The organism is Amycolatopsis sp. NPDC039088, assembly GCF_055598845.1.
In genome coordinates, this window is the sequence record NZ_JBVKAE010000019.1 from 50,337 (window position 1) to 67,730 (window position 17,394).

At 68.5% G+C, this 17,394-nt stretch carries 17 protein-coding genes and 1 pseudogene; 12 read left to right on the forward strand and 6 right to left on the reverse strand.

Annotated features, from left to right (window positions below; all coding sequences use genetic code 11):
• Nucleotides 1–194: 194 nt before the first annotated feature.
• Genes ACZ7KI_RS23965 through ACZ7KI_RS23990 form a run of 6 tightly spaced genes read left to right on the forward strand, consistent with a single transcriptional unit; the run spans nucleotide 195 to nucleotide 5,560 of the window.
• A complete protein-coding gene (locus tag ACZ7KI_RS23965) occupies nucleotides 195–1,214 on the forward strand; it encodes a Gfo/Idh/MocA family oxidoreductase (protein WP_470275325.1) in 1,020 nt (339 codons plus the stop codon).
• On the forward strand, nucleotides 1,204–2,022 hold the full coding sequence (locus ACZ7KI_RS23970) for a sugar phosphate isomerase/epimerase family protein (protein WP_470275326.1): 819 nt from the start codon (nucleotides 1,204–1,206) through the stop codon (nucleotides 2,020–2,022). The genes ACZ7KI_RS23965 and ACZ7KI_RS23970 overlap by 11 nt, the downstream gene beginning before the upstream one ends.
• Nucleotides 2,019–3,239, forward strand: coding sequence for a M20/M25/M40 family metallo-hydrolase (locus ACZ7KI_RS23975; protein ID WP_470275327.1), 1,221 nt, complete (start codon nucleotides 2,019–2,021; stop codon nucleotides 3,237–3,239). Before ACZ7KI_RS23970 ends, ACZ7KI_RS23975 begins: the two co-directional genes overlap by 4 nt.
• Nucleotides 3,236–4,285: an Ldh family oxidoreductase gene (locus ACZ7KI_RS23980; protein WP_470275328.1), complete on the forward strand. Its 1,050-nt coding sequence runs from the start codon at nucleotides 3,236–3,238 to the stop codon at nucleotides 4,283–4,285. The genes ACZ7KI_RS23975 and ACZ7KI_RS23980 overlap by 4 nt, the downstream gene beginning before the upstream one ends.
• Nucleotides 4,282–5,226 carry a Gfo/Idh/MocA family protein gene (locus tag ACZ7KI_RS23985; RefSeq protein WP_470275329.1) on the forward strand — a complete coding sequence of 315 codons (945 nt, stop codon included), beginning with the start codon at nucleotides 4,282–4,284 and terminating at the stop codon, nucleotides 5,224–5,226. The genes ACZ7KI_RS23980 and ACZ7KI_RS23985 overlap by 4 nt, the downstream gene beginning before the upstream one ends.
• A complete protein-coding gene (locus ACZ7KI_RS23990; protein ID WP_470275330.1) occupies nucleotides 5,159–5,560 on the forward strand; it encodes a DUF6917 domain-containing protein in 402 nt (133 codons plus the stop codon). The genes ACZ7KI_RS23985 and ACZ7KI_RS23990 overlap by 68 nt, the downstream gene beginning before the upstream one ends.
• A 45-nt stretch (nucleotides 5,561–5,605) precedes the next feature.
• Here ACZ7KI_RS23990 and ACZ7KI_RS23995 read toward each other — a convergent pair whose 3' ends face one another.
• From ACZ7KI_RS23995 to ACZ7KI_RS24010, 4 genes are all read right to left on the reverse strand, one after another.
• The gene (locus ACZ7KI_RS23995; protein WP_470275331.1) at nucleotides 5,606–6,142 is read right to left on the reverse strand and encodes an EF-hand domain-containing protein; all 537 of its coding nucleotides are present in this window, start codon (nucleotides 6,140–6,142) and stop codon (nucleotides 5,606–5,608) included.
• A gap of 74 nt (nucleotides 6,143–6,216) precedes the next feature.
• Nucleotides 6,217–7,464, reverse strand: a complete 1,248-nt coding sequence (locus ACZ7KI_RS24000; protein WP_470275332.1) for a nucleotide sugar dehydrogenase — start codon at nucleotides 7,462–7,464, stop codon at nucleotides 6,217–6,219.
• 36 nt (nucleotides 7,465–7,500) lie between these two features.
• Nucleotides 7,501–7,812 carry a hypothetical protein gene (locus tag ACZ7KI_RS24005; protein ID WP_470275333.1) on the reverse strand — a complete coding sequence of 104 codons (312 nt, stop codon included), beginning with the start codon at nucleotides 7,810–7,812 and terminating at the stop codon, nucleotides 7,501–7,503.
• A 495-nt stretch (nucleotides 7,813–8,307) separates the two neighbouring features.
• Nucleotides 8,308–9,633, reverse strand: coding sequence for a hypothetical protein (locus ACZ7KI_RS24010; protein WP_470275334.1), 1,326 nt, complete (start codon nucleotides 9,631–9,633; stop codon nucleotides 8,308–8,310).
• Nucleotides 9,634–10,034: 401 nt separating this feature from the next.
• Between ACZ7KI_RS24010 and rho the strand changes: the two are divergent.
• The 4 genes and pseudogenes from rho to ACZ7KI_RS24030 all read left to right on the forward strand — a co-directional run.
• Nucleotides 10,035–11,102 (forward strand): annotated as a pseudogene (rho, locus tag ACZ7KI_RS24015) (transcription termination factor Rho); the annotation flags it as partial.
• 946 nt (nucleotides 11,103–12,048) lie between these two features.
• Nucleotides 12,049–12,708 (forward strand): HEAT repeat domain-containing protein, encoded by a 660-nt coding sequence (locus ACZ7KI_RS24020; RefSeq protein ID WP_470275335.1) that lies wholly within the window; start codon nucleotides 12,049–12,051, stop codon nucleotides 12,706–12,708.
• 9 nt (nucleotides 12,709–12,717) lie between these two features.
• Nucleotides 12,718–13,731 (forward strand): HEAT repeat domain-containing protein, encoded by a 1,014-nt coding sequence (locus tag ACZ7KI_RS24025; protein WP_470275336.1) that lies wholly within the window; start codon nucleotides 12,718–12,720, stop codon nucleotides 13,729–13,731.
• A gap of 54 nt (nucleotides 13,732–13,785) precedes the next feature.
• Nucleotides 13,786–14,121 (forward strand): cupin domain-containing protein, encoded by a 336-nt coding sequence (locus tag ACZ7KI_RS24030; protein WP_470275337.1) that lies wholly within the window; start codon nucleotides 13,786–13,788, stop codon nucleotides 14,119–14,121.
• A gap of 309 nt (nucleotides 14,122–14,430) precedes the next feature.
• Here the strand turns inward: ACZ7KI_RS24030 and ACZ7KI_RS24035 are convergent, their stop codons facing one another.
• Nucleotides 14,431–15,189, reverse strand: coding sequence for a TetR family transcriptional regulator (locus tag ACZ7KI_RS24035; protein ID WP_470275338.1), 759 nt, complete (start codon nucleotides 15,187–15,189; stop codon nucleotides 14,431–14,433).
• Nucleotides 15,190–15,278: 89 nt separating this feature from the next.
• On the opposite strand from ACZ7KI_RS24035, the gene ACZ7KI_RS24040 reads away from it, so the two are divergent.
• Nucleotides 15,279–15,746 carry a glycogen operon protein GlgX gene (locus ACZ7KI_RS24040; RefSeq protein WP_470275339.1) on the forward strand — a complete coding sequence of 156 codons (468 nt, stop codon included), beginning with the start codon at nucleotides 15,279–15,281 and terminating at the stop codon, nucleotides 15,744–15,746.
• A 9-nt stretch (nucleotides 15,747–15,755) separates the two neighbouring features.
• On the opposite strand, the gene ACZ7KI_RS24045 is transcribed toward ACZ7KI_RS24040, so the two are convergent.
• On the reverse strand, nucleotides 15,756–15,995 hold the full coding sequence (locus ACZ7KI_RS24045) for a hypothetical protein (RefSeq protein ID WP_470275340.1): 240 nt from the start codon (nucleotides 15,993–15,995) through the stop codon (nucleotides 15,756–15,758).
• Between the two features lie 255 nt (nucleotides 15,996–16,250).
• Here ACZ7KI_RS24045 and ACZ7KI_RS24050 point away from each other — a divergent pair, with 255 nt between their 5' ends.
• Nucleotides 16,251–17,375 (forward strand): S1 family peptidase, encoded by a 1,125-nt coding sequence (locus ACZ7KI_RS24050; protein WP_470275341.1) that lies wholly within the window; start codon nucleotides 16,251–16,253, stop codon nucleotides 17,373–17,375.
• Nucleotides 17,376–17,394: the final 19 nt, after the last annotated feature.

Here is a 17,394-nt window from a genome sequence, read left to right on the forward strand (position 1 = left end):
CGTAGAAAGACACCGCCAGCGTACCCACCTCCGGGGACATAGGAATCGTTCCCGAGCGTAGGACAGGCAATCCGGTTACCCGGCGGAGTCGCACTTCCTGGTCAACTCAAGGGGAAGGTGTTGACAGTCGATCTTCCCGGATGTCAGTTTTGCGAGGGGATTTCGAATGCGAAACTCGAGGGGCAGGCTCACCAGTGCGTTCTTTCGTCGTGGGACTCGGCAGGGCAGGCGCGGGACTGCATCTCCCGGTTCTGGCCAAACTCCGTTCCAGTACTCCGCAACTTTTCTGCGACGTGCCCGTCGTGGCGTGTGAACCACGCCAAAACGTCACCGCCCGGCCGGGGCTCGTCGTCGAGCCGACACTCGACGCCGCCGCCGACGGTCTCGACCCCTCCGAAACCGTCGTGCACGTCTGCACACCGCCGACCGAACGCCTCACGGTGCTCTCCGAGCTGGCCACGCTCGGGTTCCGCAAGATCATCGTGGAGAAGCCGCTCGCCGCCGACATCGACGATCTCGCCCGGATCATCCGCCTGCGCCGTAAGCACAAACTGCATATCGAGGTCGTGGAGCCGTGGCTCACCAGCACCCTCACGTGGCGACTGGTCGAACTGATCCGCAGTGGCCGGTTCGGTGCTCCGAAGTCGATCGACATCGTGCAGAACAAACCGCGGTTCCGCCGTTCGCTCATGGCGCCCGGTCATCCGACGGCCTTCGACGTCGAACTGCCGCACGGTGTCGCGCTCGCGCTCCGCCTCGCGGGCGCCGCACGGGTCACCCACGCCTCCGGCAGCGATCTGGAAGTGGAAGGCAACGTCGGCCCGCGGATGGGCGGGGCCGTCGTCGGCCTCCGGCACAACACGGGTATCCACACGGAAATCCGCTCGGATCTCACCTCCCCGGTACGCGAACGGCGGGTCACCGTCGAATTCGAGAAAGGCGACGCGATCGGGCACTTCGCGGTGAGCGGGGACGACCACCACTCCCAGCTGACCCTGCGTTCGAACGGCCGGTCCGACCACGACGTGCTGCGGGACGACGCGATGACCGAGTGGATGTTCCAGGCGTACCAGAAGTTCCAGCTGGGCGGGGAGCAGACGCTCGGGTTCACCTTCGCGACCGAGGTGGTGCAGTTGCTCTCGGTGGCCAAGAACATCTGCGCGGAACCGGTCGCGCGCCCCGAACGCCCGGCGGTGGCCACCCGTGCCGGATGACCCGGTACTGGCCGGCATCACCGACGAGGCGGCGTCCGGCATCGAAGGCCAGATCTCGGTACTGGACGCACTGGGCTGGCAGGCGATCGAACTGCGCAGCGTCGAGCAGGTCGCCATCGCCGAGCTCACCGACGAACGCTTCTCGACCGTGTCGGCCGCTTTGTCCGACAACGGCCTGCGCGTCGTCTGCCTGGCGTCCCGGATCGGAAGCTGGGCCAGGCCGATCTCCACCGATTTCCGGCATGACCTCGCCGAACTCGACGTCCTCGCCGAGCGAGCACGGGCACTCGGCACCCGCCATCTGCGGATCATGTCGTACCCCAATGCCGGTCTCGGCGATTCCGACTGGCGCGCGCGGGTGATCGAGCGGATCACCGTCCTCGCCGACCGCGCCGAACGACACGGTGTGACCCTGCTGCACGAGAATTGCTCCGGCTGGGCCGGCACGAGCGCCGAACGGATGCTCGAACTGCTGGACGAGGTCGCGAGCCCGGCGCTGAAACTGCTGTTCGACACCGGGAACGGCGTCGCCCACGGCTATGACGGATTCGAGCTGCTGGCCGACATCGTCGACCACGTCGAACACGTCCACATCAAGGACGCGGACGAACGCGGCTTCACCATCCCGGGTGAGGGCTCCGCGCGGGTCGCGGATTGCGTCGAACTGCTGCGAGCCGCCGGCTACGGCGGTGCGTGGTCCTTGGAACCCCATCTGGCGATGCGGCCGCACGAACCGGGTGGGCCGGCGCCGGACGCCGCGATGAAGTTCATCGCGGCGGGGCGGGCGATGGCCGGGCTGGTCCGGTGATCCCGGCCGACCGCGACCTGCTGCTGCGGCTGCTCGACCTGCCGACGGCCGGCCCGCTCGAGACGACCGGCGAAGTCCGGCTGTGGGACGCGATGCGCGTCTACGCCGACGCGGCGGCCGAGATCGGCTTCGACACACTGCACTTCGACGCTCCTGCCCCGTCGGTGCTCGATTTCCCCGGTGTCCCGGCCGCGGTCCGCGACACCGGGCCGGACTTCCTCGCCTGCCAGCCGAGCCTCGTACTCCGGATCGGCCCCGCCGCTCCGGCCGTCATGTTCAACGTGCACCTCGACACGGTGGCGCCGTTCGAACCGGCGGCTTTCGACGGGAGCAGGTTCGCCGGCCGGGGCGCCATCGACGCCAAGGGGCCGTCGGTGGCGCTGCTGGCCGGTGTCCGCGCGGCGCTCGCGGCGGATCCGGCGGTCGGCAGGGACGCCGGTGTGCTGATCCAGGCGGTGTCAGGCGAGGAAGGCGGCGCGATGGGCACGTTCGGCACCCGCCCGCTCGTGAAGGCCGGATTCCACGGCGAACTCAACATCTTCTGCGAACCCACCGGCCTGCGGTACCTGCCGCGCTGCTCGGCGTCGATGACCGCGTGTCTGCGGGTGGAGGGCGAAGACGCGATCGACGACGAGCCGCACCTTGGGCACAACGCGACGGTCCTGCTGGGCTTCCTCGCCCAGCACCTCGCCCACGATCTGACACCGTACGGCCGGTTCTGCGTGGCGGGCCTGCACACCGGACGCCTGCACAACCGGGTGTACGGCCGTGGTGAGCTGCTGCTCAACCTGCCTTACGACAGCGAGGAATCGGCGATGAAGCTGGCCGCGGCCCTGGAGGACGGCCTGCGCTCCGGCCTCGCCGCCTTCAGCGCCCGGTTCCGGGACTGCCCGCCCTTCCGCCGTACCGCGGCCGACGCGGCGGCGATCACCGGAGTGCGCTGGCGGAAACGTGGCCTCCCCGCCCTGCCCGCACAGGAGATCCCGCTGCTGGACAGGCTCGTTCCGCGGTGGCCGGACGACGAACCCGGCTTCACCTGCGACGCCATCTGGCTCGCCGGTGTCCCGGGCACGCGGACAGCCGTCCTCGGCCCCGGCTCCTTGGGCGCAAACAACGCTCATTCGAGCGGGGAGTACGCCGACGTCGCGGACCTCGACCGCTTCAGCGATCTGGTGCGGGACATCGTCGTGGAGTTCAGCCGGAATGGAGGAGCATGACCGTACTGGTGCCCTATCAGGCCCTTCTGTCCATGGTCGCCAGGGCCTTCGTCGACCGGGGGGTGCCCGAGGAGCGGGCGAGGATCGCCGCCGCGGCGCTGTGCCACGGCGACCTGACCGGGGTGACCTCGCACGGCCTGATCAACCTGACCCGGCTGTACCTGCCGCTGCTCGACCGGGGACGCGCGGACCCGAAGGCGAACATGGTCGTGCAGACCGATCTCGGCGCTTGCGTCCTCGCCGACGCGCGCCGGACGCTCGGCTTGTGGTCGGCTTCGCAGGCCATGGAACTCGCGTGCGCCAGGGCATCGCGACACGGCATCGGCCTGGTGTCGTTGCGCGGCGCCACCCACATCGGCTGCGCCGGGCACCACGCCGCGCGGGCCGTCACCCACGGAATGATCGGCCTGCTCGCTTCGAACTGCGGCGGCCAGCGCATCGCCCCGCCACCGGGGGGCGCGGCCGCGATGCTCGGAACGAATCCGCTCGCACTGGCCTGTCCTGCCGGTGATGCCCATCCTTTCGTCCTCGACATGAGCACCACCGTCGTGCCGACCGGCCGGGTGCGTGCCGCGGCACGGGAGCACCGGCCGATCCCGCCGGGCTGGCTGGCCACCGAAGACGGCTCACCGGTGACCGACGCCGCCGCGTTCGACCGGGGCGAGGCCCGCCTGCTCTGGTTGGGCGGCGATCCCGAAACGGGCGCCTACAAGGGTTTCGGTCTCGGCCTGCTGGTCGAGGTGCTCGGTGCGCTGCTACCCGGAGCAGCGCTCGGCGCGCTGTCCGCCGACGGGGAAAGCGACGACGACATCGGGGTCATGGCGCTGGCGATCGCACCGGAGTTGCTGCGTGCGGGCTTCGCCACCGACGCGGCCGCGCTCTTCGCCGCGGTGCGTGACTGGCCCGCTCAGGATCCCACCTCCCCAGTCGTCTATCCCGGCTGGCACGAGGGCGAACGCGCCGCCCGGCGCCGTGCGCTCGGGGTACCGGTGCCGGACGCGGTGTACCGCGAACTGTCCACGGCGTTGGAAAAGAAGGCCGGATGATCCGGGTCGGTGTCGTGGGCCTAGGTGTCATCTCGCGGTTCTATCTCGCCGCGGTGGAGCGGTCGCCCGATGTCGAGCTCGCCGCGGTCTGCGATCTCGACCCTGCGGCGTTGCGCGACATATCTGTGCCGGGTCACGGCGATCACCGTGCGATGCTCGCCGCCGGAGGTCTCGACGCGGTGATCGTGACAGCGCCCAACGACGTCCACGCCACGGTGTGCCGGGACGTACTGGACGCGGGTCTGCCGGTGTGCGTCGAGAAGCCGCTCGCCACCAGGCTCGCGGATGGTGAGGATCTGGCGGCCAGAGCGGAGGCACGAGGTGTCGCTCTGTTCACCGCGTTTCATCGCCGGTACAACGCCAACGTGCGCGCGCTGCGCGAGAAGCTCGCGGGCGGTGCACCGATCGCCTCGCTGACCGTGCGGTACCTGGAGCGGATCGAAGAGCACGTCGGCCGTGACCGCTGGTACCTCGACGCGGCACGCTGCGGCGGTGGCTGTGTGGCGGACAACGGGCCCAACGCGCTCGACCTCGTCCAGCTGTTCCTCGGCACCGTGACGCTGCGCGACGTGCGGATCCAGCGTGACGAGGACGGTGTCGACCGGCGGGCGACACTTGTGCTCGACAGCGCGGTCGTGGAACTCGACTGGTCCTATCCCGGCGAGACCAAGGACATCGAGGTCCGGCTGACGGATGGGACCGTGTTGCGCGCCGACCTGCTGGCGGGCTTCCCGAAGTTCAAGGAATCGCTCTGGCACGAGTACGCCGGATTGCTTCGTGAGTTCGCGGCCGCGGTGCGCGCAGGGGGACCGCGGCACGACAACGGCCTCACCATGTTGTCCATAGTGGACGAATGTTATCGAAGGGAGCGCGATGCGGGAGGACGGACCGAAACGGGAGATCACCGGCACCGTGGTGAAGGTGCTCGTACATCACCGTGACGATCGGGGCATGAGTCTCGAATCCTTCGCCAGCCGCTGCGTTCGCGTCGGCGAGGTACACGAGCTGGTCACGACGAACCACGCGGACACGGCTCCCGGAGCACGGATCGACCGCGTCGCCTTTCTCGGGTTCGCCGAAATCGACCGCGCCGGCGTGATCGACCGAGGCGACGAGGTCTGGCTCGGCAACGAGCTGGTCGGCACCGTGCTCGGCTTCGACGGATGCCATTTTCCCAATCACTACAACATTCTCATTCACACCGCGCGCCCGGTTTCCGGCGAGGAGATCGGGTTGAAACCGGAACGGGAGGTGCGGTTCCGCGGCCGGTGGTGAGTGACCCGGAAGCGGGCCACTCACCACCGAAACGCTATGCCGTGGTCACTTGCCCAGCAGCGGTACGTCGATCTTGCCCATGTGGTAATCGCGCACCGCGCGCACGAGCTCGTCGACAGTCAGCTTCCCGTTTCCGTTGACGTCGATCGCGCGGAACGCGGGGCCCGCGGCCGAGGCTTCGACACCGATCGCGGCCAGCCATTTGCCGAACTCCTGCTGATTGACCTCGCCGTCGCCGTCCGTGTCGCACAGACCGACGATCGCCGCGATGGTGGGACGGACCACCCGGTCGAATCCCGAGTCGCCTTCCTGGAAGATCTGCGCTTCGATCACTTCGGTGAACTGCCGCTCGTTCAGCGGCCCCTTCGGGCCCGTGCCCGCCTTGGTGGCCAGGTACTCGAACATCGTCGCGAATGAGTCCTTCACCGCCCGAGCCTGGGGCGACGCCGGGTCCTCGCCGAAAGCTTCGACGATCCGAGAGGCCTCGGCCTCGAAATCGGACTTCTCGATCTTGCCGTTCCCGTTGACGTCCCACTTCTCGAAACGCTTCTTGAGCCTGTCGTTCTTGACCGCTGTGGTCATTCGGGCACTCTCCTTTTCACGGAAGTTCGGATCAATTCACGTACGCGTCCCGCCGTCTCGACCGAGCGGGGCGTTCAAAGCCGGACGACCTCCTCCCCGGGAATCTGTCCCGTCACGTCGAAGAGCAGCCGGGCTGTCGAGCTCAGCCGGCCGAGGTCGTAGGCGCGGTGTGCCACCGCCAGTACGGCGACATCCGCCGCACTCAGCGCCGCGTCGAGGTCTTCCACCGGTGGGCCCAGCTCGGGCACCGTGACGGCCACCGGATCGTGATAGGACACGTCGGCGCCGAGGGCGCGCAACCGGACGGCGATCCGGATGGCGGCGGACTCACGCGTATCCGGCACATCGGCTTTGTACGCGACTCCGAGCAGCAGGACCTTCGCGCCCCGCAAGGGTTTATCGTGGGCGGCGAGCAACCGCGACACCCGTTCGACGACGTGCCCCGGCATGCTGTCGTCCACCAGCCGGGCCGCGTGCACGACGCCGAGGAGCGCACCCTCCCGCTCGGCCTTGTCCAGCAGGTATTTGGGGTCGATGGGGAGGCAATGCCCGCCGACACCGGGGCCCGGCACGAACGGCATGAAGCCGAACGGCTTGGTCCCCGCGCAATGCAGCACGTCCCACACATCGACGCCGATCTGGTCGCAGAAGATCGCGATCTCGTTGACCAGGGCGATGTTCACGTAGCGGTAGGTGTTTTCCAGTAACTTGGCCATCTCCGCTTCCCGCGTACCACGCGCCACCACCAGTGTGTCGACGAACCGCCCGTAGAACGCCGCGCAATGCTTGGCACACAACGGCGTATGCCCGCTGATCACCTTGGGGGTGTTACGCACACCGAAGCGGGGGTTTCCCGGATCGACCCGCTCGGGTGAATATGCGAGGAAGAAGTCCTCCCCGGCGATCAAGCCGTCCTTCTCCAGGATCGGCAGGACGATCTCCTCGGTGGTGCCGGGGAAGCTCGTCGACTCGAGCACCACTAGCGTGCCTGGCCGCAACTGCCCGGCGACCGTCGTCGCCGCGGCTCGCACGGCGTCGAGATCGGGTCCGCCGTGGGAGTTCAAGCCGGTCGGCACACAGATCACGATCGCGTCCGCGTCGCCGAGGGCCGCGGGGTCGGCCGTCACCGTGAAACCTTGCGCCCGCATGGCCCGCAACCGGGCCGCGGACACGTCGGGCACATGCGACCGGCCCGCGGCCACCCCGGCCGCCACCAGCGTCGAAGTGTCGTAGCCGAGAACCGACAACCCCGCCGCACTGGCGGCCGCCGCCAGTGGCAGTCCGACGTAACCCACTCCTACCACGACAAGATCGACAGACACTTGAGCCTTTCTCGGTTTCGTTGTCACTCAAAACGATCACCGGCTGATCGAGAACGATCCGCTTCCCGCCGCGACGTGCGAGCCGTACCCGGCGTTGACTGTCAAACCGGGTGTCACGCAGAGCGGATCCCCGTGGATGACCAGGTCGGAGGAGGTCAAATTGGCCAGCACATGCGCGGCGATGGGAAGTTTGGTACAGCCTTCGGGATTCCGGTATGTCTCCAGCCGCTGCAGTTCGGTCGAGAACACCACCACGGTGCCCGCGACGGCCACGGCGGGCGGACTCGCCACGAGCACCAGGGCTCCCGCGGATATCGCGCACAACGCCGCATTCACGAGACGGTTCATCGAATGCCCTCCTCATTCAAGATCACGACTTCTCTCCGCACGCTAACAGTCACAGTGAGTCAAAACTTCGAGGCGGCGAGACTTCACGCGTGCAGGTTGCGGTCGGCCCGGCGGAGTCATCCGGATGGCGGCTTCAGGCGCTCTGAGCGTGGTTTTCGAGGGTGGGCCGTTCACATGAACGAGTGGCACGAGCGGTACGCGCGCGAATTCGGCCGGACAAGATTGCGCCTGCGTCCGGCGCGATGGAGTTGTTGCGCCGCAAAGGTTCTCTGCGTCGAACACGGCTAAAGAAGGTTTCGCACCGTTGCCGAATCGCGCTCTTGCGAAGACCGGCCGATGCCGCCTTTTCTCGTTCTTTCCGTTACTGAATCCGGGGAAACACTCCCCTGGGTTCGTCGCTCACTCGGCGTGAGCGCGACCAAAGAAAAAGCGGCGGCGATCTCTCCGATGTTCCGGAGAGGTCGCCGCCGCCTGTTGTTACCGCTTAGCTATCCGTCAGCAGGTGCAGACGCCGCCGTTGTTGATCCCGGCGATACCACTGCCGCCCGCAAGGCCGCTGGCGCCGGACGGGGTGGCGATGGTGTCCGCGCCGTCGTTGATGGTTCCGGAGTTCCCGAGGCCACCCGCGCCCGCGGCGCCGCCGATGCCACCAGGGCCGCCGGGGCCACTGCAACCGATACCGCCGTTGCCGCCGCCTGCACCGTTACCGCCCTTGCCGCCGGTAGCGGTGATGGCGTCGACGCCGGTTCCGCCGGTGAGCGTGCCGGAGTTTCCGATCCCACCGGCACCGCCGGCACCGCCGACACCCCCGGCACCGCCGGGCTGGACTGCGGCCGAACCGTTGCCGCCCTTGCCACCGCCGCCACCGTTGCCGCCGAGTCCGCCATTGGCCTTGAGTGTGTCGACTCCGGCACCACCGCTGATGGTCCCGGAATTGCCTACGCCGCCGGCTCCCCCGGCGCCACCGACGCCACCGGCGCCGCCGCCGTGACCGCAACCGCCGACACCCCCGGCCGCGCCGGTACCTCCGGCACCGCCGTTGGCGGTCACGCTGTCGAGACCGGCGTCGACGAGATCACCGGTGAAGGTTCCGGAGTTCCCGACACCACCGGCCGCACCCGCGCCACCGATACCGCCGGCACCCGCGCCACCGGCGACAAGACCGCTGGCGGCACCGAGGCCACCGAGACCTCCGTTGCCACCCACGCCCGCGGTGAAGACCACGGTGTCGTTACCCGCACCACCGGTGACGTTCCCGGCGTTACCGGCACCACCGATCCCGCCGACGCCGCCGTTACCACCGGCACCACCCGCGCCACTGGAGAATCCCGCACCACCCTGGCCACCGTTTCCGCCGTTGCCTCCGGCACCGGCGGTGACGGTGATGCTGTCCGTACCGGCACCGCCATCGATGACCCCGGTGGTCCCCACACCGGCACCGCCGACGTTTCCGGCCCCACCGCTGCCACCGGCGTTGCCCGCGGGTGTACCCGCGTTACCGTCGGCTCCTGGAGGCCCGTTGCCGCCCGCTGTCCCGGCGACGCCGGTGACTCTGATCGTGTCGTTACCGGCCAGGCTGTTGATCGTGCCGTTCACGGCACCGCCGGTAATGGTGATGATGTTGTCCCCCGTGGTGCCGTCCAGCACCTGACCGGCGGCAATTCCCGCGGTGCAGGTGAAATTGGCGCCGCTTTGGGTACATCCCGGCGGAAGTGCCCACGCCTGCCCGGGCACCAGAAGTGCGAATCCCGCCGCGGTACCCAATCCGATCAGGGCCCGCCCTGCCCGGCCCGCCGTGCTGACACGTGCTGTCGACGTCATGATCAACCTTCCACCCATGAGGGGATCCGCGACTGCTGTCGCGAACCTGCGAGGTGGTGTGATGACCGAAGTCTGGGGCCATTGCCCGGTGCCGTATAGCTGAGGGCACCGGATCAACCAACACCCTCGACCTGACCGACCCTTCGCCCTTTTACCCGAGCTGGCAAGGGAAAGCCCGTCCGGCCACCCATACGTGGACAGGTTCCCCCCAATGCCAGCGCAGTCGGTCGTAACAGCGCTTCGGGCTCACCGGGTTGCGCGATAACCACCGGCTGGGATACCGTCGTGCTGTTCCTCTTGGCGGATGCAGGCAACGCCTCCCGCGAGAGCCTCCCTCAGTTCCCTTCTCACCTTGAAGGTTTCTTCCGGCGTGTCTTCGCCGTTTCTCCCAGCACAGAAAGAACTTCGTAATGACCATCAACGGAATACTCGATATCGTGCGCGACCGCGCACACGTCCGGGCGGACGGCTACCTGCCCGGTCCCGACGACGTGCCCGTCTCGCGGAAAGTGGTCCGCGATCTCGACCTGCGCCGCGGGGACCTGATCTGCCTCGGTGACAACAACGAGGTGACCGCGGTCAACGGCCACGACCCGAACCCGGTGCGGTGCCGACCCGCCTTCGCCGACCTGGTTCCCCTCCACCCCAACGAAAGACTGCGATTGGAAACCGAGTCGCACGCCCTCACCGCCCGGGTGATCGACCTGGTGATGCCGGTCGGCAAGGGACAACGCGCCCTCATCGTCGCACCGCCGAAAGCCGGGAAAACCTCGGTGCTGCAAGCGATCGCGCACGGCATCAGCAAGAATCACCCGGAATGCCACCTGATGCTGGTGCTGGTCGGCGAGCGACCGGAGGAGGTCACCGACCTGTCCCGCGCGGTACCCGGCGAAGTGATCGCCGCCACCTTCGATCACCCGCCCGCCGAGCACACCGCGCTCGCCGAACTCGCCATCGAGCGGGCGAAGCGACTGGTCGAGCAGGGCCGTGACGTCGTGGTTCTGCTGGATTCACTCACCCGGCTCGGCCGAGCCTACAACCTGGCCGCACCGGCGTCCGGCCGCATTCTCTCCGGTGGCGTGGATTCCACCGCGCTCACTCCGCCGAAACGATTCCTCGGCGCCGCGCGGAATATCGAGAACGGCGGCTCGCTGACCATTTTCGCCACCGCGCTGGTCGATACCGGATCCACCGGCGACACGGTGATTTTCGAAGAATTCAAAGGCACCGGCAACGCGGAACTACGTTTGGACCGGCGGCTGGCGACCAAACGCGTATGGCCTGCCGTCGATCTCGCGCAATCCGGCACCCGCCGCGAGGACCTGCTGATCTCCGCCGGGGAAACAGCCGCCGTCAGCACTCTTCGCCGAGCCCTCGATGGCCGCGACAACGCCGTCGAGACGCTGCTCGGCAGTCTCCGGAAGAACGAGACCAACCACGAATTCCTGACCCAGCTGACTCGCCCATAGACCGCCGCGTTATTTCAGGGCAAGGAAACGTGTCCCTTGTGGACAGCAAGGACGCGACCTTCAGCGCAGGGTTGGTCGTGAGTGGCGATTCGGGCTCTAATGAGGGGTAAGGCAAACATGGCGTGATCGCCTCGCTGATGTGAAGGTCCCCTTCCCTACCCTGAAGGTAGCGAAGGAGACCTTCGCGGACTGGTCGCAATCAAGGACTCCCCACTGAGACAGTGGGGCCTCCTTGACTGTCCACAGGGGACACCATTGGACGACTTCATGTCCGATTGATGCCTATATTTACGGTTTCGAAGGGGGTCATGAGTGCTAATGAGGGTTATTGAGGGGTAAGGCAAAGGTGGCGTGGTGGGTGGTAAGTCCGTGAAGGCCTCCTTGAGGGACTCTGGGTCCCTCAAGGAGGCCTTCACGGACTTCAAGACGGGACGTTGATGTCACAGCCGTCCCACTGTCACCAGGGATCACGCCTGACGGTAGTGAAGGGCTCCTTCACTACCGTCAGCGTAGGCAAGGAAGCCTTCACCACCAGGGAAACGCGTAGGCAGCAGCGACCACAGCCCGCGACACGACACGTTTGACTTACCCCTCAATAGAACCCTACTTCGCACTCACGGCCCGCTCGCGAAGCCACGCATACCGCCCAAGTTGGACACTTAACCGTGCAAATAGGGTCCTTTGTGGACAGGCCAGTCGCCGTCCCCGCTCCCGTCAGCCGGTCCGGACCCACGCCGGGGCACGCCACGTTTGGGTTACCTCTCAAATAACCCGAATCGCCACTCACGACCAACCCGACCCACGCACGACCTAAGCCGTGCAGGTCACCGGCGCGCCCGGGGCCCTGACCTTCACGGCAGCGAGCCGATCGAGTGACCACCAGCGAACGCGCTTCTGTTCGCACTTGACCTTGACACCGTGTCAACGTCTTCACTGGGTGCAGGAGGTGGTCACGATCAACACGACACCCAAGACCCCACAGGACACGCGGCTGCTCGACGCGCTGAGCGCGCACGACTCGTCGACGCGGCTCAAGGCCGCGCTCGCGGCGGGCACGCATCCGGACCCCGGCTTCGCCGACGTGCTGCTGGCACGGTGCGCGATCGAGCCCGATTTCTTCGTGCGGGACATGCTCACCTGGGCGCTGACCCGGCTGCCCTCGGCGGTCACGGTGCCCAAACTCCGCGCGGAGCTGCGTTCCGAGCTCGCTCAGGCCCGGAGCCAGGCCTTGCACACGCTGTCCAAGATCGGGGACAAGGCCGTGTGGCCGGCGATCACGCGGTCCTTGCTGCACGACGCCGACGACGAGGTGGCCCGCAGCGCGTGGCGTGCCGCTGTCGTCCTCGTCCCCGCCGGGGAGCGGGAAGGACTGGCCGTCGAGCTGGCGGCGGAGTTCGGTCGCGGCGACCGTACTGTGAGACTGAGTCTCAGCCGGGCGCTCACCGCGCTCGGGGACGTGATCGAGCCCGTCCTGCGCGAGGGGCTGGCGAGTGAGGACCCCGCGGTCTGTGCGCATGCCCGTGCCACGGAGCGGCTTCTTCGCGACCCGGACGCCGGGTACGACGAGGCGAAACGGATCGTCGCGCTCGGCGCGGAAGGGCAGTGAGGAAGCACGATGCTGATCGGTGAGGTGGCGCGCCGCTCGGGGGTGAGTGCCCGGATGCTCAGGCATTACGACACCCTCGGGCTGGTGCGGCCGACAGGTCGCACGGTCGGCGGCTATCGCGAGTATTCCGCCGAGGACATCCGCCGGATCTTCCACGTGGAATGCCTGCGGTCCCTCGGCATGTCGCTCAGCGAGATCGGACGCGCCATGGAGGATCCCGCGTTCGCGCCGTCCACGCTGGTCGGTGACCTCATCCGAAGGACAGAGGACAGGCTGAAGCGGGAGCAGGAGCTGCTCGAACGGCTCCGCTCGGTCGACGCCTCGGCGCCTTTCGACTGGCAGGACGTCTTGCGGATCGTCCAGCTCCTGCACGGGCTCAACTCCCCCGATGCCGCACGCCGTCAGCAGGCCGTCCTCGCCCCGGCCGAGGACCTGCCGGTTCCCGCCGAGCTGCTGGCCGGGGCGGTTCTCACCGAATCCGATCCGAACGTCGCCGGCGCCCTGCGGTGGGCCCTCGCCCGAGCGGGCGCCGACGGTCTGGCGAGTCTGGTGTCCGGCGCGCGTTCGGAGAACGTCGAGGTCCGGCGGCGCGCGATCCTCGCGATCGCCGACCTGTCCGATGCCGAGGCGACCCAGGTGCTCACGGACGCGCTCGAGGACCCGGATACGACGGTCCGCAAGCAAGCCGCTCTGGCGCTGGGCAAACGTGGCCTGACCTCGGCCGTGCCGTCACTCGTCCGCATGGTGGTCGAGGGCACCAACGACGTCGAGGCGGCCGAGGTCCTGGGAACGCTGTCCTCGGACCCGGGTCGCCCGGACCGGATCATGAACGCGCTGGTCGACGCGCTCGCCGCACCCGGTGCGGGCCCTGCCGCGCGGATGCGGCTCACCCAAGCACTCGCCGAAATGCCGACGGGCGTCGCGCGGGACGTCCTGCGGCGGCTGGCCCACGACGACGATCAGTCGGTCGCCCGGCTCGCCTCGGCACTCGCGACCGTCCTCGCCGAGCGCGCCGACGGCTGATCAGCGGCCGCTGGTGATCTGCGACCGCGCCGGTCGGCCACTACGCTGGACACCATGAGCGACCGTCCCGAAGTCGCGGACGTCGAAGTCCTGGCCGCGGAGCTGCTCCTGAAGGCTCGCGAACATCACTCCCGGCGTGCCGCCAAGACCCTGGTGGCGGGCGTCGCCCAGCGTGTCACCCTCATCGCGCTCGCCGAAGGTGCCGAACTGGCGGAGCACGACTCGCCCCCGGCCGCCACGCTGCACGTGGTCACCGGACGGGTTCGCTTGAGCACCCACGACCACGACCGGTTCCTCGACCGAGGTCAGCTCTCCGCCGTCCCGCCCGAGCGGCACAGTCTCACCGCTTTCCTCGACAGCGCCGTCCTGCTCACCGTCGCGCTCCGCTGAGCGGCGGGTCACCCACGAACCACGGACGCCGATTGAATCCGGGGCCGGCCGGGTACCTCTCTGATCATGTGGATGGCGCTGCTGACACCGATGGTGATCATGGCTTTCACGTTGGCCATGGAACGCGTGGAAGCGACCGTGCCGACGAGACCCCGCGGCGCACGAGAAGACCGAACTACGCAGCGCCGGACCCGAACTCGTCCCGCCCGGCGCGAGGCCGCGACCGGCTGGACCGCGGTCTCCGGACGGGCTCCCGCGAAGCCGGTCCACCGCCTCGGAAGTGTTCCGGCCGCACAATGACACTCAGTGTCAGTTCGAGTCGGCCGTCCTGCCGTCGCCCTGGCGCAGCGCCGCGCTGACCTGCGCGATCACCTCCGGCAGGGACGCCGACGAACTCATCACCGCGACCACCGTCCCGTCTCCGCCGCCCGTCGCCGGGCGAATGGTCCGGAACGCGTCGATGACCAGTGCGAACGCTTCGGCGGCGCCTGCCTCGATGTCCTCCTTGCCGCCACTGCGCAACCAGCGGCGGAGTACGTGGTTGTTGGCCGCCGCGATCGCCGCCGCGGCCACGGCCGCGCGCAACGCCGCCATCGTGTCGCCCTGCTCCTCGAACCGCCGCTGCAGGTAGCGCGCGAGGACGCGCTGGTAGCGGTCGACGGTCGCGACCTCCTTGTCCCGCAACGAGGGGACGGTACGGGTCAGGGTGAAGCGCTTGAGTGAGCCGTCGAGGTCGGCGGCGTAGGAATCGAGGACCAGGCTGACCGCGGCGCAGGCCACCTCCACCGGATCACGCGCGGGATCGGCGGCCGCGAAGGCCTCCTCCATCTCCGCCACGATCTCGTCGTGGTTGGCGAAGAGCACGTCGTCCTTGGCGTCGAAGTACCGGAAGAACGTGCGGCGGCCGATCCCGGCGGCGGCGGCGATCTCGTCGATGGTGGTGGCCTCGTAGCCGTGCGCCACGAACAGGTCCACGGCCGCGGAGGCCAGCGAGCGACGCAGCTGGCGTCGTCCGGCGGGGGTCGCCCCGACCCGGGTGACCGGCGTGCGACGCGACGAATCCGTCATGGCCGGAACGGTAACAGTCCGGCTTGCTAGTGACACTCAGTGCCGTTAAGCTGGGGGCACCCCACTCCGCCGAGCCGAAGGCGTCGACGATGACCCTCGACCAGCAGGTACAGCCCACCGAGTCCACACTGCGGGACGCGACCGCCGAAAACTTCGACGCCTACTACGGCAAGCTCTTCGGCTGGTCGGTGAAATGGCTGGGGTCCCGGCCGTTCCTGGCGCTGGAGAACGGGATCTGCGCCGCGACGCTCCCCAAGCTCAGCGCCGGACCGGTCCTCGACCGGCTCGCGGCCACCGGCTGCGACGGGCCCGCTTTCGTCGTCCCTTCACGACAGGGGCGACGCGTGGCCATGCTCGCGGAGACCGACGGCCTCATTCCCCCTCGCTCCGCCCTGCCGAGGGACGTCGAGGTGCTCGCAGGGGGCGCACTGCTCCCGCTGCCGGTCGGGAACCGGCGAGTCGACTCCTCGCCGGAATGGGTGACGGCGCCCGACCCGCGACAGCGGTGGCTTCCCAGTCTGAGCGCCGTCCTCGCCGGTATCCACGCCTGCCGGTGAACCGAAGCGTCAGGCGCTGACTTCGTACGACATCCCGGTCACGGCCCGCGCGCGCCGCGACACACTGCCCTCCTGCACCGGAGCGGTGAACACGCTGCGCGGCGGGGCGGGCCTTTCGTCGTCGGACTGGTCGAGGGCATCGAGCCCGTCGTGCCAGCGCGCCCAATGCGGGGCGCACAGACCCAGCCAGAACTCCGCGTCCTCGCAGTTCAGGCGGCGGCAAAGATTACTGCGGTCAACGATCATCATCACCAACGAACCCTCCTCCCCCCATCACCGCCATACGGTACCGCGAACCCCGATGTCGTTGCCGCATCAGGGCGGATGGCGCGAATGTTGTCGCCACTGTCGCGGCGAAGCCGGTGAAGAACTTTCTTCCCCTTGCCCGGCAAGGAATCTCCGAATTCCGGACAGAAGACCGGACAATTCTCGACTCGCTTCGTACCAGGGCCGCACACTCGGCGGGCAGTGTGTTTCTTTCCCCCGGCCTTGAAGGAGTCCTCCATGCGTCGAAGAATCGCCCTGGCACTCGGCGGCGCCGCCGTCCTGACCGCGAGCCTCACGGCCGCCGCCCTCGCTCCCGTCGCACTGGCGTCACCCGGGCTGATCGCCGCCATGCAGCGAGATCTGGGGCTCACCGCCGCACAGGCGGAAACCCGGCTCGCCCAGGAAATGACCGCCACCCGCGTCATGCCCGCCGCACGGGACGCCGCGGGCGCGGCCTTCGGCGGCGCCTGGTTCGACCCGGCGCGCGGCAAGCTCGTCGTCGGGGTGACCGACCCCGCGGCCGCTTCCGCCGTCCGGCGGGCCGGTGCCGAACCGGCCACTGTCGCGGTCAGCGCGGCGAAACTCGACGCCGCGAAGGCCGCGATCGACTCGTCGGTCAAGACCAAACCCGCTCCCGCCGCGGTCAGCGGCTGGCGCACCGACACCCGCAGCGGCACCGTGGTGGTCGCCGTACGTCCCGGCGCGCATGGCGCCGACCTCGACGATTTCCTCGCCACGGCAAGGAAATCCGGACCGATCACCGTCGTCGCCGCACCGGCGCCCACCCCGTTCGCGGCAGGCACCGTCGGCGGGGATCCATACTACATCAACGGGAACACCCGCTGCTCCATCGGATTCTCCGTCAACGGCGGCTTCGTCAGCGCCGGTCACTGCGGCGGCGTCGGCAGCTCGGTCGTGGGCTGGGACGGCTCGGCGATGGGCAGCTTCTCCGGTTCGTCGTTCCCCGGCAACGATTATTCGTTCATCCGGATCGGCAACGGCTGGTGGACCGCGCCGGTCGTCCTCGGCTGGGGCACGGTGAGCGACGCACTCGTCCGAGGCTCCTGGGTCGCGCCGGTCGGCACTTCGGTGTGCCGGTCGGGTTCGACGACGCACTGGCACTGCGGGACCGTGCTGGGGCACAACGAGACCGTCAACTACGCACAGGGCGCCGTCTACCAGATGACCCGCACCAACGTCTGCGCGGAACCCGGCGATTCCGGCGGTTCCTTCATCACCGGTGACCAGGCACAGGGAGTCACCTCCGGCGGCTGGGGTAACTGCGGATCCGGCGGGGAAACCTGGTTCCAGCCGGTGAACGAGATCCTGCAGACCTACGGCCTCTCGCTCGTCACCGCGTAACGCGCCGGGTCCCGCCGCC

Bases quoted from the DNA above. Each gene is read 5' to 3' on its own strand.
- ACZ7KI_RS23980 (WP_470275328.1), top strand. From the start codon at position 3,236: ATGACCGTACTGGTGCCCTATCAGGCCCTTCTGTCCATGGTCGCCAGG.
- ACZ7KI_RS23985 (WP_470275329.1), top strand. From the start codon at position 4,282: ATGATCCGGGTCGGTGTCGTGGGCCTAGGTGTCATCTCGCGGTTCTAT.
- ACZ7KI_RS24025 (WP_470275336.1), top strand. From the start codon at position 12,718: ATGCTGATCGGTGAGGTGGCGCGCCGCTCGGGGGTGAGTGCCCGGATG.
- ACZ7KI_RS24005 (WP_470275333.1), bottom strand. From the start codon at position 7,812: ATGAACCGTCTCGTGAATGCGGCGTTGTGCGCGATATCCGCGGGAGCC.
- ACZ7KI_RS24050 (WP_470275341.1), top strand. From the start codon at position 16,251: ATGCGTCGAAGAATCGCCCTGGCACTCGGCGGCGCCGCCGTCCTGACC.
- ACZ7KI_RS23990 (WP_470275330.1), top strand. From the start codon at position 5,159: ATGCGGGAGGACGGACCGAAACGGGAGATCACCGGCACCGTGGTGAAG.
- ACZ7KI_RS23995 (WP_470275331.1), bottom strand. From the start codon at position 6,142: ATGACCACAGCGGTCAAGAACGACAGGCTCAAGAAGCGTTTCGAGAAG.
- ACZ7KI_RS24010 (WP_470275334.1), bottom strand. From the start codon at position 9,633: ATGACGTCGACAGCACGTGTCAGCACGGCGGGCCGGGCAGGGCGGGCC.
- ACZ7KI_RS24030 (WP_470275337.1), top strand. From the start codon at position 13,786: ATGAGCGACCGTCCCGAAGTCGCGGACGTCGAAGTCCTGGCCGCGGAG.
- ACZ7KI_RS24040 (WP_470275339.1), top strand. From the start codon at position 15,279: ATGACCCTCGACCAGCAGGTACAGCCCACCGAGTCCACACTGCGGGAC.
- ACZ7KI_RS24035 (WP_470275338.1), bottom strand. From the start codon at position 15,189: ATGACGGATTCGTCGCGTCGCACGCCGGTCACCCGGGTCGGGGCGACC.
- ACZ7KI_RS24045 (WP_470275340.1), bottom strand. From the start codon at position 15,995: ATGATGATCGTTGACCGCAGTAATCTTTGCCGCCGCCTGAACTGCGAG.